This is a genomic window from Porphyromonas gulae (genome assembly GCF_000765945.1).
Classification (GTDB): domain Bacteria; phylum Bacteroidota; class Bacteroidia; order Bacteroidales; family Porphyromonadaceae; genus Porphyromonas; species Porphyromonas gulae.
On the sequence record NZ_JRAT01000012.1, the window covers coordinates 358,102 to 381,600 of the forward strand.

Annotated in this window: 21 protein-coding genes; 3 read left to right on the top strand and 18 right to left on the bottom strand. The window is 48.6% G+C overall.

All coding sequences use genetic code 11. The annotated features are described in order from the left end of the window. Nucleotides 1-10 precede the first annotated feature (10 nt). The 10 genes from dnaN to HQ49_RS05090 form a co-directional block, all read right to left on the bottom strand. On the bottom strand, nucleotides 11-1,144 hold the full coding sequence (gene dnaN / locus HQ49_RS05045) for a DNA polymerase III subunit beta (protein ID WP_039418755.1): 1,134 nt from the start codon (nucleotides 1,142-1,144) through the stop codon (nucleotides 11-13). A 355-nt stretch (nucleotides 1,145-1,499) separates the two neighbouring features. Then, nucleotides 1,500-2,057 (bottom strand): 5-formyltetrahydrofolate cyclo-ligase, encoded by a 558-nt coding sequence (locus tag HQ49_RS05050; RefSeq protein WP_039418757.1) that lies wholly within the window; start codon nucleotides 2,055-2,057, stop codon nucleotides 1,500-1,502. Next, complete coding sequence (locus tag HQ49_RS05055; protein ID WP_039418758.1) at nucleotides 2,050-3,651, bottom strand: S41 family peptidase; 1,602 nt, start codon at nucleotides 3,649-3,651, stop codon at nucleotides 2,050-2,052. Before HQ49_RS05055 ends, HQ49_RS05050 begins: the two co-directional genes overlap by 8 nt. Before the next feature lie 7 nt (nucleotides 3,652-3,658). Continuing rightward, a complete protein-coding gene (locus HQ49_RS05060; protein WP_018964528.1) occupies nucleotides 3,659-4,108 on the bottom strand; it encodes a dCMP deaminase family protein in 450 nt (149 codons plus the stop codon). An 86-nt stretch (nucleotides 4,109-4,194) separates the two neighbouring features. After that, nucleotides 4,195-4,548: a DUF2023 family protein gene (locus HQ49_RS05065; RefSeq protein WP_018964527.1), complete on the bottom strand. Its 354-nt coding sequence runs from the start codon at nucleotides 4,546-4,548 to the stop codon at nucleotides 4,195-4,197. 169 nt (nucleotides 4,549-4,717) lie between these two features. After that, nucleotides 4,718-5,215 (bottom strand): flavodoxin, encoded by a 498-nt coding sequence (locus HQ49_RS05070; RefSeq protein ID WP_018964526.1) that lies wholly within the window; start codon nucleotides 5,213-5,215, stop codon nucleotides 4,718-4,720. A 138-nt stretch (nucleotides 5,216-5,353) separates the two neighbouring features. Continuing rightward, entirely contained in the window at nucleotides 5,354-6,514 is a 1,161-nt protein-coding gene (locus HQ49_RS05075; protein ID WP_039418760.1) for a glycerate kinase, read from the bottom strand. Between the two features lie 238 nt (nucleotides 6,515-6,752). Beyond that, a complete protein-coding gene (locus HQ49_RS05080) occupies nucleotides 6,753-7,937 on the bottom strand; it encodes an ATP-binding protein (protein ID WP_039418761.1) in 1,185 nt (394 codons plus the stop codon). A gap of 128 nt (nucleotides 7,938-8,065) precedes the next feature. Beyond that, a complete protein-coding gene (locus HQ49_RS05085) occupies nucleotides 8,066-8,500 on the bottom strand; it encodes a hypothetical protein (RefSeq protein WP_039418762.1) in 435 nt (144 codons plus the stop codon). After that, nucleotides 8,493-12,278 carry a leucine-rich repeat protein gene (locus tag HQ49_RS05090; RefSeq protein ID WP_449421057.1) on the bottom strand — a complete coding sequence of 1,262 codons (3,786 nt, stop codon included), beginning with the start codon at nucleotides 12,276-12,278 and terminating at the stop codon, nucleotides 8,493-8,495. Before HQ49_RS05090 ends, HQ49_RS05085 begins: the two co-directional genes overlap by 8 nt. 281 nt (nucleotides 12,279-12,559) lie before the next feature. Between HQ49_RS05090 and HQ49_RS12395 the strand changes: the two genes are divergently transcribed. After that, the gene (locus tag HQ49_RS12395; RefSeq protein ID WP_262498674.1) at nucleotides 12,560-12,685 is read left to right on the top strand and encodes a hypothetical protein; all 126 of its coding nucleotides are present in this window, start codon (nucleotides 12,560-12,562) and stop codon (nucleotides 12,683-12,685) included. 391 nt (nucleotides 12,686-13,076) lie between these two features. Here HQ49_RS12395 and HQ49_RS05100 read toward each other — a convergent pair whose 3' ends face one another. The 8 genes from HQ49_RS05100 to nhaA all read right to left on the bottom strand — a co-directional run bounded on the left by HQ49_RS05100 (nucleotide 13,077) and on the right by nhaA (nucleotide 20,827). Then, complete coding sequence (locus tag HQ49_RS05100) at nucleotides 13,077-13,598, bottom strand: isoprenylcysteine carboxyl methyltransferase family protein (RefSeq protein ID WP_005874835.1); 522 nt, start codon at nucleotides 13,596-13,598, stop codon at nucleotides 13,077-13,079. 36 nt (nucleotides 13,599-13,634) lie between these two features. Next, the gene (locus HQ49_RS11805; RefSeq protein ID WP_162832558.1) at nucleotides 13,635-13,802 is read right to left on the bottom strand and encodes a hypothetical protein; all 168 of its coding nucleotides are present in this window, start codon (nucleotides 13,800-13,802) and stop codon (nucleotides 13,635-13,637) included. A 46-nt stretch (nucleotides 13,803-13,848) separates the two neighbouring features. Next, a complete protein-coding gene (locus HQ49_RS05105) occupies nucleotides 13,849-14,514 on the bottom strand; it encodes a class I SAM-dependent methyltransferase (protein WP_039418764.1) in 666 nt (221 codons plus the stop codon). A 397-nt stretch (nucleotides 14,515-14,911) separates the two neighbouring features. Further along, nucleotides 14,912-16,891, bottom strand: coding sequence for a urocanate hydratase (locus tag HQ49_RS05110; RefSeq protein WP_039418766.1), 1,980 nt, complete (start codon nucleotides 16,889-16,891; stop codon nucleotides 14,912-14,914). A gap of 341 nt (nucleotides 16,892-17,232) precedes the next feature. After that, nucleotides 17,233-17,640 carry a YraN family protein gene (locus HQ49_RS05115; RefSeq protein ID WP_039418767.1) on the bottom strand — a complete coding sequence of 136 codons (408 nt, stop codon included), beginning with the start codon at nucleotides 17,638-17,640 and terminating at the stop codon, nucleotides 17,233-17,235. Next, nucleotides 17,633-18,601, bottom strand: coding sequence for a GNAT family N-acetyltransferase (locus HQ49_RS05120; RefSeq protein WP_039418768.1), 969 nt, complete (start codon nucleotides 18,599-18,601; stop codon nucleotides 17,633-17,635). The genes HQ49_RS05115 and HQ49_RS05120 overlap by 8 nt, the downstream gene beginning before the upstream one ends. A gap of 11 nt (nucleotides 18,602-18,612) precedes the next feature. After that, nucleotides 18,613-19,440 carry a 1-acyl-sn-glycerol-3-phosphate acyltransferase gene (locus HQ49_RS05125; RefSeq protein ID WP_039418770.1) on the bottom strand — a complete coding sequence of 276 codons (828 nt, stop codon included), beginning with the start codon at nucleotides 19,438-19,440 and terminating at the stop codon, nucleotides 18,613-18,615. 28 nt (nucleotides 19,441-19,468) lie between these two features. Further along, complete coding sequence (gene nhaA, locus HQ49_RS05130; protein ID WP_018964515.1) at nucleotides 19,469-20,827, bottom strand: Na+/H+ antiporter NhaA; 1,359 nt, start codon at nucleotides 20,825-20,827, stop codon at nucleotides 19,469-19,471. 131 nt (nucleotides 20,828-20,958) lie between these two features. Here nhaA and cysS point away from each other — a divergent pair, with 131 nt between their 5' ends. Further along, nucleotides 20,959-22,431, top strand: coding sequence for a cysteine--tRNA ligase (gene cysS, locus HQ49_RS05135; RefSeq protein ID WP_018964514.1), 1,473 nt, complete (start codon nucleotides 20,959-20,961; stop codon nucleotides 22,429-22,431). A gap of 45 nt (nucleotides 22,432-22,476) precedes the next feature. Further along, a complete protein-coding gene (locus HQ49_RS05140) occupies nucleotides 22,477-23,496 on the top strand; it encodes a patatin-like phospholipase family protein (RefSeq protein WP_018964513.1) in 1,020 nt (339 codons plus the stop codon). The last annotated feature ends 3 nt before the right edge of the window (nucleotides 23,497-23,499 follow it).

The following is a 23,499-nucleotide window of genomic DNA, read 5'->3' on the forward strand; positions in this document are numbered from 1 at the left end:
GATTGTGTTGTTATTCGCCGATCAACTTCATCGGCAAAAGCAAATTGCAGAGGCTGATACCCGGTGCATTCTCTGCCGGCAGGATGAGACCGGCACGGGTCTGATCTGCCAGAGTCATGATCACCTCTTCCGATGACATTCCTTGCAGAATGGTCTGAAAGACATCCGACTTGAATCCGATACGCATATTGATATCGGCCGGACATTCTGCCGGCACATGTTCTTCGGCTGCCACAGAGAAGTCTATATCATTGGCCGACAAGCGGATGCCGGCAGGTGTAAACTCCATCCGCAGCATACTCGTAGCCGGATTGGAGAAGATGGATACGCGCTTGGCTCCCGACAGCAGCTGGAGACGATCCACTTTCACGGAGAAAGGATTGCTCGTGGGTATTACACTATTATAATTCGGATAACGACCTTCCAGCAGGCGTGCCGTGAGCGTATAATTGCCAAGCTCTATATGGAGATAGTTGCTATCGTAAGTGAGCGTCACATCGCCCTCCAGTCGGGGCAGGACATTGCGCAGCAGAAGACAGGCCTTCCTCGGCAGACAGAAAGCACTGCGCTGACGGCTTTGTACATTGGCATCCTCCTGCTTCACCAAGATCTGTCCATCCGAGCCTACGAAAACCAATTTGTCTTCGAAGAAATCCAGATAGACTCCCGTCATGATCGGACGACGTTCGTCCTGACTGGTAGCAAAAAGGGTAGCCGAAAGGCCGCTGAGCAAGGCTTCGGCCTTCACGATAGAAACGATGGCTTCAGGAGACAAAGAAGCTGCCACCGGATAGGTCGAAGCATCCTGTACCACAAAACTGTAATGCCCGTTGCTATATGCGATCTCAGCCGCTTTGCTTTCCATATTTATCTCAAAAGAGATAGGCTGATCGGGCAGTTCTTTCAACGGTTCAAGTAAGATTCGTTCGGGAACGGCGAAAGAACCGTTTTCGCCTCCTACGTTGTTCACGGTAAGTTCCGTACTCATCCGATTAGCCATATCGGCCGCGGTAAGACGTAATTGATCCCCCTCCAGCTCGAAAAGGACAGACTCCAAAATTGGAAGTGTACTGCGTGAAGCTATGACGCGGGCAATTAATTGCAAGTGTTGCAACAACACGTTGCTGGCTACTTCAAACTTCATTGTGTATATATTTATTGGTTTCTTACAAAAGTAGGGCTTTTCGTATAACCGACAAGCTACCCTCGGAAGGCTGTCAGGGCAATCGCATTTGAACTGTTAACGCACTTATAAACCTAACGATTGCTAAAACAAGTACGCATTAATGTACTAAAGTCCCAAATTATAGAAGAAAGAGGCCAAGGATACAGTATAAACTTTCAAATGCGATAGCCCTGGAAGGCTGTAGCAAGACAGACCAAAACAGGATATGATTCCATCCCGATCGTCCGGCCTAAGAATCCCCTGAGAGGGCTGTTTTCCCGAAGACATTCACCCTTTAGGGGCAGATACAAAGGTGAAGGGAAGGAAGAAACGGTTAGAGAAGGAGTGTTTCGCTGTCGGTGATCACACCCTCCATCGGACGATCCCATGGATCGGTAGGCAAGTCAGCCAATAGACGATACGAGAAAGTGACACCGATAAGCCGAGCTTGTGTAGCGGGTAGGAAGCGGTCGTAATAGCCTTTACCTCGCCCCATGCGACTGCCTTTTCGATCGAAAGCGACACCGGGCACCAGCAGCAGATCCAACGAAGAGGGAGGAACGGCTGTAGCAGTATCGGCCGTAGGCTCGGCGATACCATAAGCCCCCGCAGCATCAAGATCAGCCTCGCCGGTATAGGCATAGAAAGCGATGTCGTCCCCCTCCACTCTGGGGATAAAAAGCTGTTTGGTATGGGCGTACTCCTGTAGCAAGCCGGCCAAATCCGGCTCGTCCGGCAAAGCGTGGTAGAGGCCGATCCGCCTGGCTTTCTTGAAAAGATCGAGCCCACGAATCCGCTCTACGATGGCCAGTGACCAGACCTTGCAGCTTTCCGCCGTGAGCAACTCTCGATTACGTAGCCGGATCTGCGCTCTTAATTCCTTTTTAGTCATGCTTCAACGGGAAGGTTTTGCCCTCTTTGATGAGGGAAACTGCTTGGTATATAAACGGATCGTCACGCAGTATCAGTTGATAATATCCCTGCAGATCGAAGAAGTTCATCGCGATGTAAGCATTGATGTGCCGTTTCATGCGATTGCGGGCTTCGTTGATCAAAGAGGTACGCATCGGGACACCGTATCGCTGGGCGAAAGAAGCAAAGTCGAAGATCAGATAAGTACGATCCAAATAAGCTCCCAACTCCTCGATAGTCTTAAAACGACTTAGAAAAGCCCTGTTGGCATCGCTGTACAGGAACGCATAGCGAGGCATCAAATCCGAATCCTCCACCTTCATCATATAGGAGTTAAGTCCTGCCGTATCGAGCGGAATGAAAATATCCGGTATGATACCGCCACCGCCATAGACCTCACGGCCTCCGGCAGTCTTGAATTTCTTGCCTCCCAGCAAGGGTATGCTATCAGCCGAGTAAAGCTCCCCGTGATTGAAACGATTCCTCAGATCCTGATAGTAGTTTTCATCTACGCCTGAAGAATAAGGCTTCTGGATAGAACGTCCCGATGGCGTATAATAACGAGCCACGGTCAAGCGGATGGCAGAGCCATCGGCCAAATCGAACGGAAGCTGTACCAACCCTTTGCCAAAGGTCCGGCGGCCGATGATTTGAGCACGGTCATGATCCTGCATGGCTCCGGTAAACACTTCGCTGCTACTGGCCGAGAACTCATCCACCAGCACCACCAGCGGGATCTGTTGTAAGATACCCTTGCCATCGGATGCGATCTCTTCACGCGGATAAGCTTTGCCCTCGATCTGAAGGATAGGAAGATTCTTGCCCAAAAACTCATTGGCCATTGCAATAGCCGGCTCCAGTAGGCCGCCCCTGTTTTCCCGCAGGTCGATGATGAGGCTCGCTGCCCCTTTCTTGCGCAGACGGCCAAAGGCTTCTATAAACTCCGCATGCGTGGTACCTGTCCACGAATCGATCCGCACATAGGCGATCGAAGACTCTATCAGATAATAGGCATTGAGTGAAGGAAGAGGCACATCATCACGCACCACCCGGTGCACGGATTCTTTCCCATTGCGACGCACCAGAATATTTAGCACCGAACCCTTTTCCCCTCGCAGTACTGCTTCGACATTGTTCATATCGACGCCCTTACCATAGAGCTTTTGCGATCCGGACTGAAGCAAACGGTCGCCGGCTCGGATGCCTGCACGATCGGACGGACCTCCCGGTACGACCTGCGTAACCACGATGGTATCCAGCAGTGTATTGAAGGAAATACCGATACCGCAGAATCCGCCGCTGAGTGTGGCTGCTTCTTCGGCATTGTCCGTTTTCGTAAGGAATACGGAGTGGGGATCGAGCTGCTCCAGGAGATAAGGAATCATATTGCGCTGCAGCTTCTGCACATCTACCGAATCGACATAGTGCTTGTCGATCAGATTCAGCACCTCATTCAAATCTCGCGGGTTCTTGTGTGTGAAATAAAAATGAGCAGCAAGAGCTCCTACGGCACTGAAGATGGCAGCGACAAGAATATGAGAGAATGCGCCGCCAAGACCGGATGAATTTTTCATAATAAACCTATTCCTGAATATCGGAAATGTCTATAAAGTCGACGACAATGCCGGCTCGCTCCAGCAAGCGACAGCCGTCCTCCAGACGATATTTCTCGGAATAAACCACCCGTTTTATTTTGCTCTGGATGATGAGCTTGGCACACTCGATACAGGGAGCTGCTGTGATATAGATAGTGGCACCGGAGCTGTTGTTCGTGCTGCCGGCCACTTTGGTGATAGCATTGGCTTCGGCATGCAGTACATAGGGCTTGGTCACGTTGTTCTCGTCTTCGCAGATATTCTCGAATCCGGCCGGTGTACCATTGTACCCATCCGATATGATCATCTGCTCTTTGACGATAAGAGCTCCTACTTTGCGCCGTTCGCAGTAGGAATTTTCCGCCCAAATGCGCGCCATGCGCAGGTAGCGTTTGTCCAATTCCAACTGCTTATCCTTGACTTCATTTGTCGTCATCGCCATTGTCTATCTATCGAGAAAACGGATTGGCTTAATAACCGACAGCAAAAGTAAGGCAAATAGTTGAAAGTCAGTGCTGTTTCCTAAGAGTTCGATTTGCGACGACAATAGCGTTCGCACTGCCTGCAAATATCGTATCCGAGCATAGCCCCGATGATGAAATCTTCCTCCGGAGTCAGGCTGTTCAGAGAGCGTCCGCTCACGAAAAGCCGGATGGCTTCCATACATTCCTTGCAGCCGAAAAAGAGGTTGGTACGCTCCGTATTCGGAGTAGGCTGAGCGAAATAGGGGATCCGCCGGCTTCGCAGCCGTTCTTCCGCATAGGGGATATCGTCGTTAGCCAGTGTAGCGAGTACCATGCTTCGCACACCTTTTTCAAACTCGTATATATGATGCATGAATACGCGCAGATCGCTACTAAGTGTTTGCGTGTCCATCGTTGGGAGCTGAATAAATAACGGGAGATTACAGGGGAGGAGAGAGGAGAAGAGAGTATGGAAAGAGAGCCGAAGGCCGGGAAGAGGAGTGAGCGTTGAAGACAAATACGCTTTTATTTCGAGCTAAGCTGCTTCCCTCCGATCCGATCTCCGGCTCTTAGAACATTAATTACAATCCCATAGCAGCGATCCAACGCTCCATACGAGCTTCGGTCTGGTCGGGCTCGTTAGCGTCGTCTACGCACAAACCGATGAGCTGGCCGTTTTCTTCGGCAGTCGTCTCGTCGTAGCTATAGCCTTCAGCTGGATAAGCACCGATGAAAGTACAGCCCGTATTAGCCAGTTCGGCCTTGATCGTGCCGAGAGCTGCACAGAAAGTATCGCTATAAGAAGAAGCATCGCCACAGCCGAAGAGACCTACCTTCTTGCCGCTCAGGTTTTCGCCTTTCAGCTTCGGCAGGAATGATTCCCAGTCGTCCTGCAGGTCGCCCAAACCCCATGTGGAGCAACCGAGGAGGAGTACATCGTATTTCGCTGCTGCGGCTGCATCGGCATTTGCCACGTCCATTACATTAGCGGAGTCAACGCCTAATGCAGAAGCAATTTTTTGAGCCAGATCGCTCGTCGTTCCGGTAGAAGAACCGTAGAAGATTCCGATTGATTTCATGTTTTTGAATAGTTTATATTGGTTTGACCTACGCAAAAGTAGAGGAGATCAACGACTTGTAATATCACCACAAATAGCTAAAAAGAATAGGCCCATACCTATATATAGGGGGATTCCGGTCGAAAAAAAGCAGCCCGACTAAGGCCGTGCGGAGGCGAAAGCATAGAGACGGCATACCTGCTCGGCCGTGCGCCGGAGGTTGTCCCGGGCATAAGCCGGATTCATCGCCTCCCTAAGGCTGACAGGAGAAGGAGTAATGGAAAAAAGACCGAGGAAACCGGCGCGATTAAGAGCCACAGCATCCTCGATACTGCCGGCCAGCAATACCACGGGGATCTCCTGCTTCATGGCTTCGGCCAGCACACCGGCCGGCACTTTGCCCATCAGGGTCTGCCGGTCGGCTTTGCCCTCACCGGTCAGGATCAAATCGGCATGCCGTATCTTTTCGGAGAAATGCAGGGCATCCAATAGCAGCTCGATGCCCGGCTTCAGTACCGCTCCGAGGAAAGCCAACAGCCCACCTCCCATACCGCCTGCGGCTCCTGCTCCCGAGACATGGACTATATCCTGCCCCGTATGCCGGTGTATAACGGCAGCCAAATGCTGCATCGAGGCATCCAATCGGGCTACCATCTCCTCATCCGCCCCCTTCTGAGGCGCAAAGGCAAAGGCAGCACCGTCGGAGCCGCAGAATGGATTGCGCACATCGCAAGCCACCGTAAAATGCGAATCGGCCAAAGCCGGATGTGCCGAAGAGCCATCGACGCGATAGACCTCCGACAGCAAACTGCCGCATAGGGCCGCGTCCTCCCCTATATCTCTCCCATCTCGATCGTAGAAGCGAAAGCCCAATGCCTGTAGCATCCCCAGTCCGGCATCGTTGGTGGCACTGCCGCCGATCCCGACGATAAACTTACGGCAACCTCGATCCAGAGCATCTCTGATCAGCTCTCCTGTGCCGAACGTGGTGGTCAGCATCGGATTGCGCCGGTCTTCCGGCACGAGAGGCAGTCCGCTGATACTTGCCATTTCGATGAAAGCCGTTTGTCCGTCAGCCGATATGCCATAAGACGTTTCCAGCATTTCCATTAGCGGAGAGTGTGCACGGAGGGCTATACGCCGCCCGTCCGTGGCAGCTATCAGCACATCCTGCATCCCCTCTCCCCCATCGGCCACGGGCAGTACCACTACTTCCGCAGCGGGACAAGCTGCCCGTACACCTTCGGCTGCTGCTTCTCCTGCCTCGGCAGAGGAGAGGCAACCCTTGAAGGAGTCTATGGCTATCACGATCTTCTTCATGCCGCATTTAGTTTACAACAAATTCCAAAGGCTCTGCAAAGCATCCAAACAAGAATACCAAAACCCAAGAGAAAAAAACGATAGACAAACTAACTCGAATGGCTCTTAGGTTTTTGCTCTCATTCTGTAAACCTGTATCCGAAAAAGACAAATTCCGGTATCCTGTGGAGCTTACTATCGGAAAGGACTCTTTAGAGAATCTTTTTTCATCGCGCTGTTCGCAAAAAAACTGCGACACTCAGAATAACTTCCGTATATCCATCGAAAGGAAGTCTTCGGCTCTGACACCTCCATCTCCTACAATAAAAGCCGATTGGGGCTTGAAGGATTGGGAAAATTTGTCCAACCCATCTGTCCTTTTCTCTGCATTGCTTTTCACCTCAATGGCAACGACAGAACCTTTCTTGCGCAGGACGAAATCGACTTCATCGTCTCGTTCGCGCCAATAAAACACCTCGAAACGATGAACAAAAGCCTGACTGACGAGGTAGGCTCCAATGCCTGATTCGAAGATTCGCCCCCAGGACTTGCGATCGAGCATGGCCTGCTCGAAGGTAAAAGGGCTATACACCATCTTCAAAGCATTGTTATAGACCTGTAGTTTGGGAATACTCGCCTTCCTCCTTGCCATATCATTACCAAACTTCTGAAGTCCACAGAGCAATCCGCTTTCGTCCAACAGATTAATATATCCGGCCAATGTCACCGTATTACCGGCATCTTGGAGTGAGCCTAACATCTTGTTCAAAGAAAGTAATTCTCCCGAATAGGCAGCCCCCAATTCGAAAGTCTGGCGAAGCAAAGCCGGTTTAGCGATCGGTGTACCCATCAGAATGTCCTTATTGATAGTCGCTTCGATGATGGCAGCTTGGATATATTGGCTGAAACGGTCGTCATCATCGGTCAGAGAAGCGGCACCGGGATACCCCCCATAAAACAGATATTGATCGAGCGAGAAACCAAAGCAGTCTTTCATCTCCTGATAGCTCCAATGGCTCATGCGTACTTCTTCGAATCGACCGGCCAACGACTCTGACAACCCCTTTTCCAACAACACACGACTACTGCCCAAAAGCAGCACCTTGATATTACGGTCATGGAATGTATCATCGTCCCACTCTTTTTTCACGACTTCACTCCAGTTAGCAATCTTTTGTATCTCGTCGATCACAAGAATAATACTCTCCCACTCCTTGGCCTCCTTCAGGCTACGGACAGCAGCCCAACAATCGGAAATCCAAGCTCCGTTCACAGTTGGGACATTATCGGCTGAGAAGAACTGATAGGGTGCATCCAAGTCCTTCAGCACCTGCTTGACAACCGTTGATTTTCCGATTTGACGAGCCCCCATTACGACTTGAATGAATCTCCTCCGATCTGTAAGACGATCTGTAATCACACGATACTCTGCTCTTTTATACATGCCTGTACATTTTACTCAGTGGAGTGAGTATTTTTACTCAGTGCAAATATAATAAAGACATTCGATTCATAATCAATCTCTTATAGGTCAATAAAGGCGATGTGATTATCCCGTAAAGGATGAGATTATCATGTATTTTCCAATAGTAAATGCAAGCAAGAGAGGAAAAGCCAAATCAACAGAAGAGCCAGTATGATCCCATAAGGCATCCAAAGACTCTTGGAGAAGAGGCAACGCCAATAGTTCATCTTGATCTTACGAACATCCATATCGTAGATTTCCTTGTGCGGACGGTCTTCTTCCATTTTTGCTACGCTTCTTTTGTATAGCTCGCGATACTTCCTTTCCAATTGCAAGTAGTAAGCATCCACCAAGGCACATGCCACGCTTATCAGTGCCAATACAATCATCAACTCACAGCGGAAGTTCGCCGCATATAAGGCTCCGAGAATGGTGGCCATAGCCATACAAAAACCTTTGATCTGAAACGAATTGCCCGCCATACGGGTAATGACGCCCTGCACATGATCCAAGTGCTGACGCTTACATTCTTCCTTATTCATCTGTATTTACCTCCTGTTTTGTTATTCTTAATATCTTTTCTTTGAACTCTCTGACTACAGCCACCCAATTTTCATCACGATGGGCTGATGCCGTAATACTATCATAAGCTTTAATGGTTTTTCCCTCTTTTCCAAGATTGATTATTTGAGCTTTCTGAGCAAAATATTTCTCCCGAAGGAACTCATCGTCTTCGAATGTACAAGGCTTGATCAATATCGGCACTATGGTCTTGTTATACTCCCGAAATACTGGCAACTCATGATCCAGGATGTAATCCGTGGCCAGATAGCGTTGGCTGATCAAAGCGATTATACAGTCGGCTTCGACAATACGCTTTCTTATTTCAGGGTGAATAGGTGTTTCAAACTTAGTCAACTTATCATAGTAGATCTCGATCTGACCATTCTTCTCCAAGGGTTTGAAAAATTGCAGACAGGTCTCCAGTTCAGTCTGATCCTCTTTGGAATAGGAAATAAAGATCTGTTTTGCAGTAGCCAGATTTTTATTGACGGAAAGATGTTTGTAGGGACGAGTCGATACTTCTCGCACCCGCTCTTTATCGATAACGCCGTTCTTCAACGGATAAGCTGCAATCCTCGCCGTAGTCTTGCTTTCATCGTCCAGCGTGCCCAAATGGATATAATGAGGCACCGTCAAGTCTTTATCCGCTTGGGCACAGGAGAGGTAGAGATCCTGGATGGGTCTCTTCTTTCTGTTTGTTTCACGAATAGTGCTTCTCGTTTGCTCCGCACCCTTATCTCCTATTTGCTCCCTCGGAGGGATATTGTTCCAATACATATCCAATATATCACTGAGGATAGCAACTTCTTTCTGCTGCATATCCTTAGCGGATGTCTTTCTCTGCTCTTTGATGAATACGGATATGGCCAAGTCGGTAAAGTCGAGCTTGATCCAGATCAGATAATCCTCGGCATTCGCCTTGGGCAAACCCTCTTTCTTTTCTTCTTGTTCAATCTGTCGCCTATCCATCTCACGGCCTGCTGTGAAGATGACCTGATCTCGCCAATACCGCTTTAGAGCACCTTCTTCCCGTCCATAGTAGGCTATAATCTGGTTGATCAGGCCAAAGGGGATAAAACGTTCGAATTTGAGGACAAAATTGGGCCTCTCGAATCCCAAAGTAAGCCACTTATAGGCTTCGTCATCGGAATGCAAAGGGAGATAGCCCGGTATCACATAGCAGTCCTTATCTTCATATACGATCAGCTCTTCCAATAATAGCTGCAAGATCATATTACCATTTTGGCCATCTTCTTCAAATATACTTCCGGAACTTAGATTATGCAGTTTGCATTCAAAAATGTCTTTAGGAACTGTTCCTCTATTGATGTTGTCTTTTTGGAGGATTTCTCCATGAATCATTTGGACAAAAGCAGCCGGATCTAACCAAACATAGCTGTTCAGCTTCTCATTCTCACGATAGTAAAGCACCTCCCCTCGCAGACTGAGTTGGTTCAATTCGGTTTGTAGATACTCTATGGTGTAAAGATCATTTTCATCTCTTCCCATATTCAGTTCAGCCGCAAGAGCTTCGAGAGAGACAGGACTGTGTTTATTTCTCTCAGCGATTGAGGGAAGAGCTTCGTACAATCCTCTATCTTTTTCAGTGATCTGATTTGATTTACTCCTGCTTGCGACAACTTCTCGCACCCGCTCATTCAGATAGTTGAGCGCATGTACGGCACTATTCGCCTTGGGCTCTAAGGATACATAGATTTCTTCCAATACTCCATTCTCGGCTGCACAGCCTAAGGTTTGCTGCTTAGCGCCCGTTTCATCGGCATGAGTCTGAATGATAATTGTATCGTCTGTGGTCTGTGGTGTGTCCTTGCCATCAGGATTTCCTCCAACGGACATACAACGATTGCAGGCATAGGCTATCTGTCCTAACCAATAGGGGCGATTGAAATTAAGAGTCTGATATTCTTTATCATCTACGCTCACAAAGTTTCGATCCTTCTTAGCATCCCAAAAGAGAAGGTATAACGATTGGGTGGTAAAAAAGGCTTGGTAAATCCCATGATAATAGTCTTGCCCCCCAAAGTCGTAAAAGATGGCATTAGGGTTATTGCTTCGATGTATCGACAGCACATGTGTATTTTCCTGATATGTATAATTTGTATCATATTGACTAAGAAATGTTGTTTTACCCGAAGAATGATTTCCCAATAGCATTACTTTGCAAAATGGGTGATATTCAACTGAAGTCTTTTTCTGTTTTTCTTTTTCTTTTTCAAGAAGAGCTTTAATCTCCGGCAAATGATTATCATAAGGAGAGAGTATCAAGCCTGATGATGCAACAAATGGATTGTCATGGATTCTCAGTTTTTCTAAAGTTTGCTCCAGAATCGGAGCCAATAGCTTAATATCATCAACTGATTGAATATCATTGCCCGAAACATCAAGTTTTTGCAATTGCGTCAGGTCTTTTAATTCCTCAAGATTACTGATTTGGTTACCCGATAGATTCAGCCCTGTTAAGGACGTGAGAGAATCCAAACCCTCAAGCTTGCTGATTTGGTTACCCGATAGATTCAGCCCTGTTAAGGAGGTGAGATGATCCAGACCCTCAAGCTTAATGAGTTGGTTGCGCTTCAGATAAAGCCCTGTTAAGGATGTGAGAGAATCCAAACCCTCAAGCTTAGCGATTTGGTTATCCGATAGATCAAGCCTTGTTAAGGACGTGAGAGAATCCAAACCCTCAAGCTTGCTGATTTGGTTACCCCATAGATAAAGCTCTGTTAAGGACGTGAGAGAATCCAAACCCTCAANTGTTAAGGACGTGAGAGAATCCAAACCCTCAAGCTTGCTGATTTGGTTACCCCATAGATAAAGCTCTGTTAAGGACGTGAGAGAATCCAAACCCTCAAGCTTAGCGATTTGGTTACCCGATAGATCAAGCTCTGTTAAGGACGTGAGACGTTCAAGACCCTCAAGCTTAATGATTTGGTTCCTCATTAGATTAAGCCCTGTTAAGGACGTGAGAGAATCCAAACCCTCAAGCTTGCTGATTTGGTTACCCCATAGATAAAGCTCTGTTAAGGACGTGAGAGAATCCAAACCCTCAANGGACGTGAGAGAATCCAAACCCTCAAGCTTGCTGATTTGGTTACCCCATAGATAAAGCTCTGTTAAGGACGTGAGAGAATCCAAACCCTCAAGCTTACGGATTTGGTTGTCCGATAGATCAAGCTGTGTTAAAGACGTGAGACGTTCAAGACCCTCAAGCTTACTGATTTGGTTTTCCGATAGAGAAAGCCCGGTTAAGAAGGTGAGAGAATCAAGACCCTCAAGCTTACTGATTTGGTTATTCCTTAGAGAAAGCCCGGTTAAGGAGGTGAGACCATCCAAGCCCTCAAGCTTACTGATTTGGTTATTCCTTAGAGAAAGCCCGGTTAAGGAGGTGAGACCATCCAAGCCCTCAAGCTTACGGATTTGGTTATGCGATAGATCAAGTGATTTTAGAGCAGGAAAATCAATAAGCCAAGTCATGCTTTCTATCTGACATTCTCGCAAGCAAAGCTCGACGACTGCACCGGAGGAATCTTGCTTGAAATATCTATCTATCCACGGATCTATCCCTTCTTGTGAGGAGAGATCAGGAATATCAATGTTATAGGTCTTCTCTAAGTCTAAAATGGCTTGGGGTTTCTTGGCTTTCATATCGTCAGATGCGCATAAAAAAGTAACTCCCTCAAAGGTATAATAATCCGAACAGAAAGGAAAAAGGTCAATAGCGGTACTTAGCTCTTGCATCCATGCCCATACATTTTACTCAATGAAGTGAGTATTTTTACTCAGTGGAAATACAATAAAGACATCGGCTTGCTATCGAGCATTTAAAAATCAAGCCCTTGCAAACCAACAGAAGCAATGTGATTATCCCGTAAAGGGTGAGATTGTTCTCCAAAAAATTTCGATTCATCGGATGTGGGCTTTTTTGCTACATTTGCAAGCAGAGGAAAGCTCCACACAAAAGATAAACAGCTATATATCAGAGCTATTCCACCGTCAGAACAGCATAACGAAACGACTCAATGATCAGCAACATCTACTTCGACTTCGCTCATACGACCAAGGCATCCGGGCAGATCGCTCCGGTGCATTCATCTACATGCTATCCGCTTATCCAAAAGAAGAGACACAGAGCATATGAGGCATAGGCGATAAAACTTTTCGCAAGACCTGCAAACAGATAAGGCACGCACTCGATTCGTGGTGGAATCGGGTGCGTGCCTCTTTTATACAAGCTCGTGAATCGGCCTTTTGAGCCGTCCGAACTATATATAAATCAGATACGATCTGTATACAAATGGAAAACGATTTATATATAAAACGAAAACGATCTGTATATAAATCGTTTTCCATTTGTATACAGATCGCTTTGCAAAGAGTTTGAAAGCATGGTTCGAACTGAAAAAGTCCGATTCTTCTACTTTTTTACTTCAGGATCTCTTTCCTTTCAGGGGCTTATTTGGAATGATTCCAAACTCGTCTTCGTTGTTGAAAACTTTTTCGGCCTGTATTTTAGGCCTTTTTGCCCAAAATCATTCTCTATCGTACCGTCGCCCATAGATGCTTCATGGCGCGCTCTTCCTGACGGATACGAACGAAGAGGATAGCGAGATAGACGGGCATTCCGACACAGAAGGTAATCCAAGCATTGCAAAGCAGAGTGATACCGATAAGCTCCGGAATGACGTTGAGGAAATAGTTGGGATGGCGTACCGTCTTGAACAGGAAGCTCGTTTCGATACGATGATCGGGTACGATATAGAGCTTCAGCGTCCACACATCCCTCAGCTTATAGATGACGAAGAAGAGCATGGCATAGGCAAAAACCAAGATCGCTACGCCCCAGCCGGATAGCGTATTGAACTCGACTCCCGTGGCATAAGCTTCGTACAGGGAAGTGAAGTAGTAGGCTATGTGAGCCAGGGTGAGGAAAAGCGAATTGAGCTTGCCATACTGTACTGCGCCCTTGCGTAGCAGTCGTTTCTCGTTGAAGATGGAATAAGAAAGGGAGAGCAGTCGCAAGCAAAAGAAAAGGATGAATGTGGTGATGATGGTTTGCATACTTTTTTAAGGGTTGGTTTTATTGTCCGATCTCGTTCATATTGAACTCGGCCCATCGGCTTCCGTGTCGCCAATCGCGTTGGGATGGTTTCGGTCCCATCTGTGGCTTTTGCCTGCCATCCACGATTCCTGACACAGCAGGATGCCGTTTACGCCTTGTACGATAGTAACCCTTTCGTCATCGATAATGTTCGTTACACTCATAGATTATATGTTTTTGGTTATTGATTCCGGTGTGATCCGATTGCGGTTATCGAGGCTTGGTGCATTTGAATACCAACAGGGAGCGAGCATCCCGAATCTCCACATTGTCACCATATAAGGAACGGAGCTTTTCGATGGCTTCCTCTCTCGTATAATGGGGTGGACGGAACAAGCCTTTTTTGTTCAAAAACTTGCGGACAAACCAGTCGGCAGGCTTGCGTTCCCCCTTGACATAGAAGCACCCGCAGAAGAGGCCTCCGCCTCTTAGCACGCGGAAAGTCTCTGCAAAGGCACGGTCCTTGTCGGGGAAGGCGTGAAAGCCATTCATCGAGAGCACGAGGTCGAAAGCAGCATCGGGGAAAGGCAGGCTGCCGACATCGCCTTGCCGGAGCGATACGTTGGTTATTTGCTCTGCACTGAAGCGCATCGCTGCTATGTCGAGCATTTCCTGCGAATAGTCCAGCCCGACAATCTCGGCTTGAGGCATCCGCCTGTATTTGTCATAGGTGAAAATGGCTGTTCCTACGGGGACGTCGAGTATTCTGCCCTCGAAGCCGTCGGGAATCATGTCCAGCACCGAGCCTGCGATGATATTGTCGTCCGTTTTCCAGAGACAGTGCATATAGAGCCACGACCACCATTTCCGTCCGGTGAGGACATCATCGTAATGGTTAGTCAGTCGGTTATAGGCGTTTTTCTGCTTCATATCCATTCTTGATTTTGTTCGACATTCTGTCCCTTACGCTATCACTTGGGCATACCGAAAGCCGGTATCCATGCATCGAGCCGATTAAGCCAAAGGATTGTATAGGAAGAAAAATCCATCATGAGATTTCGATTGTTAAAAACTGCTCTATGCCTGATACACAAAGGTATAGGGTTTGCCCACAGCATACAATCGCTAAAAATGGTGATTTTCACAGCCCTCTTTCGCCCTTTTTCTTCCCGTTTCTCCCGATCGGTACCGACTCTTTGTAAAAAACGACGGCAAACGATCTAATCCGGATGTGTCCTAAAAAAATTGAATCCAAGAGCAAAAAAGACAGCAGGGGAAGGACGTCCGGTGCGTTCCTTCCCCTGCTGTAGTTTTATGATTCGTAACCTGTCGGTCAGAGAATCGAATCGAGGAGACTTTCGTCTACCAGATATGGAATTGTGATATGGTATCCATCCGCGTGAGTCGTATTGAACTCTTCGCTTACTGTCATGGCATTGGGGTTACGCGCCCATGAGCGTCGGGCCACTCCGCCCATTACATCCCACAGCATAGCCGAACGCAAGATGGCATCCACACGTTCCGATCCATCGAGCACCATGCCGAATCCGCCGTTGATAGACTTCCCGATACCTACACCACCGCCGTTGTGCAGAGCCACAAGGCTCATTCCGCGAGCAGCGTTGCCGGCAAAACACTGCACGGCCATATCGGCCATCACATTGCTACCGTCCTTGATATTGGAGGTCTCGCGGAAAGGACTGTCCGTACCACTCACATCGTGATGGTCACGTCCGAGCATGATAGGGCCAACCTCGCCACGGCGTACCATTTCATTGAAGCGCAGTGCTATGTTCATTCGTCCGAGTGCATCCTGATAGAGGATACGTGCCTGTGTACCTACGACGAGCTGATTCTTCTCAGCATCGCGTATCCAGATCCAGTTGTCGCGGTCTTGTTCGCGTCTGTCCGGATCGATGCATTCCATGGCTACATGGTCGGTCTTGACAAGATCCTCATGCTTACCGCTAAGGCATACCCAGCGGAAGGGGCCATAGCCGTAGTCGAACAGCTCGGGACCCATGATGTCTTCCACATAGCTTGGCCAGATAAATCCGTCCTTATCGTCGATGCCGTTCTTGCTGATCTCGATGATACCGCTATCGTATATGCTCTTCATGAAAGCATTGCCGTAGTCGAAGAAGTAAGATCCGCGTGCTACCAGAGCTTTCACCACTTCGAAATGACGTTTAAGTCCGAGATTGACCTGACGGCAGAATTCGTCGCGATCCTCTTTGAGCAGGCGTGTACGCTCCTCGAAAGAGAGTGTCACCGGACAGTAGCCGCCTTCATATACGGCATGGCAACTGGTCTGATCGGAAAGGAGATCTATATGAATACCTTCGCTCAAAGCATATTCGAGCAGGTCTACTACATTGCCATGATAGGCGATAGAACAAGGTTCGCCCTTCTTCCGGGCATCGGCAGCCATACGGAAAGCCTCTTCTTTCGACTCGGTACGGAACTTGACCCATCCCTGTCCGTGACGGGTATCGATACGGCTACTGTCCACTTCGGCCGTTATGCTGACGGCTCCTGCAATATCGGCAGCCTTGGGCTGTGCACCGCTCATACCGCCGAGACCGCTGGTGACGAATAGTTTGCCGGCCAAATTGCCTCCCGTGGGGATATTCAATTTCTGACGACCGGCATTGAGCAGGGTATTGAACGTACCGTGTACGATACCTTGCGGCCCGATATACATCCAGCCACCGGCAGTCATCTGTCCATAATTGGCCACACCCATCTGGGCAGCGATCTCCCAATCCTTGATATTGTCATACAAGCCGACCATCATGGAGTTGGTGATGATCACGCGCGGAGCATCAGGCTTGGACTTGAAGAGTCCCAAAGGATGACCGCTTTCGATCACGAGTGTCTGCTCGTTGGTCATCTCTCGGAGGTACTTCATGATGAGACGGTACTGCATCCAGTTCTGGCATACCTGCCCGGTCTCTCCGTAAGTAACGAGTTCGTAGGGATAGAGGGCGATGTCGAAACAGAGATTATTGTCGATCATCACCTGAAAGGCCTTTCCTTCTATACACCGGCCTTCGTACTCGTCGATGCTTTTGGCTTTGAGATCCCCTTCGGGACGGAAGCGATAGCCATAGATCTTTCCACGGGTTCTCAGCTCCTCGAGGAATTCGGGAGCAAGCTCCTTATGCAACTCCACGGGGATATAACGCAATGCATTCTTCAAGGCCGTGCGTGTCTGTGAAGGGGTAAGACGGAAGCCGCGGTCAGGAGCGCGGCGAATACCTGCTACAAACTTGGGATAAGCAGGCAGCGTATTGTCCAGAGTGAACTTCATTATTTGATATTTTGTGATTTGTAGTCAGTATCAAGCCTTAGAGAAAGTGTCCATCGCTAAGGCGGTGCCAAATTACCATTTTTCGAACACCGAGCCAAAAAAGTCTCTAATACGGTGCCAATCACAACTTTGCATACAGAGAAAAGACTCGGCAAATAGGCTATCGACTCATCCGAAAAATATGCATAACAATCGCAAGCTCCGAAAGCCTTATGGCGAACCAACAAAAACGAAGACAGCCACCTCGTTTGCAAAGCGAACAAGGTGGCTGTCCTATATGCATGCAGGGCTATGGAAACCCCTTATCCTCAGAGAACGGGAATCGACGAAATCGGCCGGAGCTATAATCTGCGTCTTCGAGGTGTACTCCTCTGTGATCGTTTCAGCAGAAGAGGGAAGGCGCTTTCTCTATGCTCGATGCGTTTGCAGGAGCCATCCGCATTCAGGATTACGGATATAATGTCGAAGCGTACGGGCAGATCGATGGCATACATACGTACATAGTGATGTGCAGACTCGGAAATCAGTCGCCTTTTGCGCATATCTACAGCCTCTTCGGGGGCCAGTAGAAAGCCTTCGGTACGGGTCTTTACTTCCACTACGACCAATTCTCTGGAAGTGGATGCCACTATATCCAGCTCTCGCCTGCCGGATTGCCAGTTGAGAGCCTCTATCCGATAACCTTGCTGCCTGAGATGCTTCAGGGCTATCTCTTCGCCGTGATGTCCGCGATCATTGTGGTCAGCCATTGGTATTGTCGTGGCCTTCCTTTTCGTTCCGGCTGAGGATAAAGCTTTCTATATGCCTTTGTTTTTTCTCTTCGAGTATCTTGCCCACAGCAATGAATATGCCGGTTTCCTCCACGTCGCCGAAAGCCTCGTTTACTGCAGTGCCGAAAACGCGCATTTCCGGAGACAAAGCTATATATGCACTCACGAGCGGAGGGATATTGATTCCCAGTTTGCGCACTTCTATATTGAGTGTCTTGTAATTGGCACTAAAGTCGGAGGAAGAGAACAAGGCTTCGTCCTCTGGGTTGATCTCTATCGGTAGGGGATGAATGGGCTTGACCAAGCCTTCCGGATCGGAGAAGTGCTTGTGAAGGAAATACAGGATCAGATTGCGAGCTCGCCGATCATAGTCTTTGTACATGGTCACTTTGCCATAAAAATAGAGTGCCTCAGGATTGACTACGGTGAGTGCTCCGATACCGTCCCATAGATTGTCCAGCACAAAAATGGCCTTTGTACCCATCCGTGTCGATTGGTACTGGAGCGACACGAACGAACGTCCCAATTCGACTGTGTAGGGGAGATAATCGCGCAAAAAGGCATCACTGAAGCGAAACATCTCTGCCGTTGCCAGCAAAGGCTTGCCATCGGTATCGAAAGCAACGTCCCGCCCATAGATAAAGCGGTAGCCTCCGAGTATGGCCTTGTTTTGCGGATCCCATACGATCAGCTGTTTGTAGCCCCCGGGCATGGTGTCGAACTCGTCTATATCGATCGCCTTACCCGTTCCTCCGCCATAATGCCGAAAGGCTTCTTCACGCAGTCGGCCTACTTCTTTCATACAGTACGGAGCTTCTTCGGCCGTGAAAACATAGATTTCATTGCCGGCTTTGTTCGTCGTCCGCAGAAAACGATCGGCAGTCAGCTCCTGCTCGAGCAATTCGGGTGAGATCGGAGCAATAATGGGTTCGAGGTACATGGGGTTAATGGTTATTTCTTTGAGGCCGACGGGCTGAGGTCATACGCCAGTGAACGGATATGAAGTGCCTGCTCAGTGGTATCTCGGGGGGCAGATGCAAGAGATTGCCATGGAATAGGCCGGCCTGCGAATACACGAAAACGACGTCCTTTGCTCCGAAACATTTCGTCCGGCAGCAAAGCCATCCCGATATTGAACTTAAGGCCAAGGAGCTGACGGAAACGCTCTATCCGGTAGAAACGCTTCGAATTAAGACCCTCGAAAAAGAGTGGGACTATATCCCGTTTGTAGGCGTAGGCCTGACGGACAAAGCTCTTCTTCCACGGGGTATCCTGAACTTTACCATCGATCAGACGGGAACAAAAGCCTGCCGGAAAAGTTATTACGGGCAGATCGCTCTCGAAAGCTTCCTGGAGCCGATCTATACTCTCTCGCTTCTGTCTGCCACGGGTATTGACGGGGACGAAAATCTGGCGGAGTGGTCGAAGATGAAAGAGAATATCATTGACGATATAACGTACATCCGAACAGTAGTGACTACCGATCAGATGACTGAGACAGATACCGTCCAGCCCTCCCAAGGGATGATTGGAAACAAAAAGACACCGTTTGTCGGCCGGCAGTCTGTCTGCTCCATTCCAACCTATATCGACGTGAAAATACCCGACCAAAGCAGTCATAAAGTCCACACCCTCAAGGTGTCCGTACCGGTCGAGTATATCGTTGATCTCGTCCTGATGTATCAGGCACTCGAGCAAACGGATAAGTGGCTGCGGGAGTTTCCTGCCACTCAGCCGTTGGACAATCTCTCCGATATGAATATGCTGCTTCTCTTGCATGGGAGGAGGCGATCCTTTCAAATACCTCTCAGCTCTTTTGCGCCTTGGCATTTTCCAGATTCAGCTCATATCGCAAGGTAAAGATACCGACCACAGCAGCGAGAATCGAAGCGGCGAAAATGCCGAGCTTAGCTTCATTGAGGAAGTGCATATGCTCAGGCGTTGTGTAAGAAAGAGTAGCGATAAAGAGCGAAACGGTGAAGCCGATGCCCCCGAACAAGGAGACGGCCATCAGGTTGATACGGCTCATTCCTTCGGGCCAAGGGCAGAACTTCATCTTGACAAAGCCATAGGAGAAAAAGTAGATACCCAGAGGTTTCCCGACAAACAATCCCAAGAATACAGCCATCGGCACACCCCACAAGGCATCGGCAGTGACTCCTCCAAGTGTGATGCCGGCATTGGCAAAGGCGAAGAGTGGCAGCACGAAGTAGCCTACTATCGGGCTGAGAAGTTCCTCCATGAGTTGCAGCGGACTGATGGCACTGCGTGCAGCCTTACGCATGGAGTTGATCACGTTGATTTGGTTATGGCTCAATATCATAGAAGTGCCCGACTGTCGGATCTTATCATTGGGCATTGCCTCGAACAGGGAACGCATCTCGGCACGAAGGTTTTTGGCATGCAAACCGGGACGAGCCGGAATCATGAAAGCTGCCAACACACCGGCTATAGTGGTATGGATCCCACTCTGGAGGAAAAAGAGCCAAACGAAGAATGTACAGACGAAGTACAGCCCTAACCGGCTCACGTGCATACGCCCCATCAGGTACATGAGGAAGAGGATACCGAAGGCAATGGCCAACATCCCTAAGTTAATATGAGAACTGTAGAAGACGGCGATAATGATGATACCGCCTATGTCATCCGCGACGGCCAAAGCCGTCAGGAATACCTTCAGACTTGGTGGCACCCGACTTCCCAAAGCAGCCAAGGCCGCCAAAGCAAAGGCTATATCTGTAGCCATGGGAATAGCAGCTCCTCGTGCTCCGGGGCCTTCGTGAACGACCAGCAGGAAGAAGAGGATGGGGACGATCATCCCTCCTACGGCACCCACGATAGGAAGCATGGCTTTCTTGAAAGAGGACAATTCGCCTACCAAAACCTCCTGCTTGATCTCCAAACCGACAGCAAGGAAGAAAATGACCATCAGCACATCGTTCACAAACTGGAGCAAAGTCATGGTCTCTCCATGATGAGAAAAGATCTCACGACCTCCGATCGTAAGATTGATAGGGTACTCCAAAATTTCATGATAGATAGAACTCAACGAACTATTGGCCATGATGACAGCCAACACCGAAGCCAAGAAGAGCATCATCGTAGCATTCGGCTTCAGGTGAGTAATTCGTTCAATCGGTTTGATAAAGCGAAAAGTCTGTTTCATATCTTTTTTTCGATCTAAAAGAAAGACTCAAATAACATCTTTAGCTAATCTGTTTTACAGACGCTATTACGCAAAGTTAATTAAAAACTGTGCTACCTTTGTAATATATGCATGCTTAACCCACAATTATAATGGAACATCCTTTGGAAATTTATAATACGCTCCATCGCAAGAAAGAGCGATTCGAGCCTATCCATGAACCTCATGTCGGACTCTATGTGTGTGGCCCTACGGTCTACGGAGATGCCCACTTGGGACATGCCCGTCCGGCCATCACATTCGATCTCCTATACCGCTATCTCCGGCATTTGGGCTATCAAGTGCGCTACGTACGCAACATTACCGATGTAGGCCACCTGGAACACGATGCAGACGAAGGAGAAGACAAAATCGCCAAGAAGGCACGCCTCGAACAGCTTGAACCGATGGAAGTAGTGCAGTACTACCTCACGCGTTATCGCCATGCCATGGAAGCTCTCAATGTGTTGCCTCCGAGTATAGAACCGATGGCTTCGGGTCATATCATCGAGCAGATCGAACTGGTCAAGCAAATACTGAAAGCGGGCTATGCCTATGAAAGTTGCGGATCGGTCTATTTCGATGTGGAAAAATACAATCAAGACCATCGCTACGGAGTACTGAGCGGTCGGAACATAGAAGAGATGATCAATAATACTCGCAGGCTCGATGGGCAGGACGAAAAGCGAAACGGCGTGGACTTTGCTCTCTGGAAGGCTGCTCAGCCCGAGCATATCATGCGTTGGCCGAGTCCTTGGGGTATGGGATTCCCGGGCTGGCACTGCGAATGTACGGCCATGGGGCGCAAATATCTCGGTGAAGAGTTCGATATACATGGTGGAGGAATGGACCTCGTATTTCCCCATCACGAATGCGAGATAGCACAGGCAGTTGCCTCACAGGGGCACCCTATCGTACGCTATTGGATGCACAACAACATGATTACCATCAACGGGCAGAAAATGGGTAAAAGCCTGGGCAACTTCATCACACTCGAAGAGTTTTTCTCCGGATCGCATCCGAGTCTTCACAAGGCTTATTCACCCATGACCATACGCTTCTTTATTCTCGGTGCCCACTATCGAGGCACCGTAGACTTCAGCAACGAAGCTTTGGAGGCAGCAGAGAAGGGTTTGGAACGATTGCTGGATGCAGCAGCCTTGCTCGATGGATTGAAGACTGCCGACACGACCTCCGTGGAGGTGAGCGACCTGCGTAAGCGTTGCTACGATGCCATGAACGATGATCTGAACAGTCCGATGGTAATAGCAGCCCTCTTCGATGCTGCGCGTGCAATCAATGCTGTGCACAATGGACAAGGCACCATTACTTCTTCCGACTTGGAGGAACTACGTACAACATTCCGTCTCTTCCTCTTCGACCTGCTCGGTATGCGCGATGAAAGGGTGTCTTCTGCCGGCGGTAGCGAAGCTTTCGGCAAAGCGATGGATTTGCTCCTAAGTATCCGAGCCGAAGCCAAAGCTCGTAAGGATTGGGCGACAAGCGATAAGATCCGCGACGAACTCACGGCTCTTGGATTTACGATAAAAGATACGAAAGACGGTGCAGAGTGGAAATTGAATTGACCTGCTATCGATAACCCGTTCTTTCCGTAACCTAATTATTATCCTATGGCTTATTTTTTTAAGAATTTGGTATTCGAAGGGGGCGGCGTGAAAGGTATCGCCTACATCGGTGCACTCGAAGTGCTGCAGGAAGAAAAGATTTTCCCCAAGATCAAACGAGTAGCCGGCACATCGGCCGGTGCCATCATGGCTGTACTCATCGGACTGGGTTATACACCGGGTGAGGTGAAAGAGATAATGTGGTGTCTCAATTTCAAGAACTTCATGGACGATTCATGGGGTATCATTCAGGATACGAAACGGTTGATAGAGAAGTTCGGTTGGTACAAGGGTGATTTCTTCCGCAATTGGATTGGCGATCTGATCAAGGCCAAAACGGGCAATAGCGAATCCACTTTTGCTGATCTGGCTGCGATGAAAGGAGAAAAGAAATTTCTCGACATTTCTCTCATCGGCACCAATCTTTCTACAGGCTTCTCAGAGATCTTTTCGGCAGAACATACTCCTCGCATCTGTATAGCCGATGCGGCACGTATCTCCATGTCCATTCCACTGTTTTTCGCTGCTAAGCGCAACTTCCGAAACGATGTATATGTGGATGGGGGTATGCTGAACAACTATCCCGTCAAGGTGTTCGATCGTACCAAGTATGTAACCAAGAACTTTACTCGAACGGACTACTATGAACCTATCAATAGGAAGCTGGAGGAACGCCCCAGGAAGATTGCCGATTACGTATACAACAAGGAGACATTGGGCTTCCGACTCGACAGCAAAGAGAAGATAGCCTTCTTCAGGGACAATGCTGAACCTCCTCATCGAGACATCGACAGCTTCTTCGACTATACCGTGTCGCTATTCGGCACCCTGCTCTCTGCTCAGGACGATGTACACCTGCACAGTGACGACTGGCAACGCACTATTTACATCGATACGCTGGGAGTAAAGACTACGGATTTTGCCATCAGCGATGCTCAGAAGAAAGCTTTGCTGGAATCCGGCCGCTCTTATACTCAATCATATCTGGAGTGGTACAATAACAGCGAAGAAAAAGCCAACAAATAAATC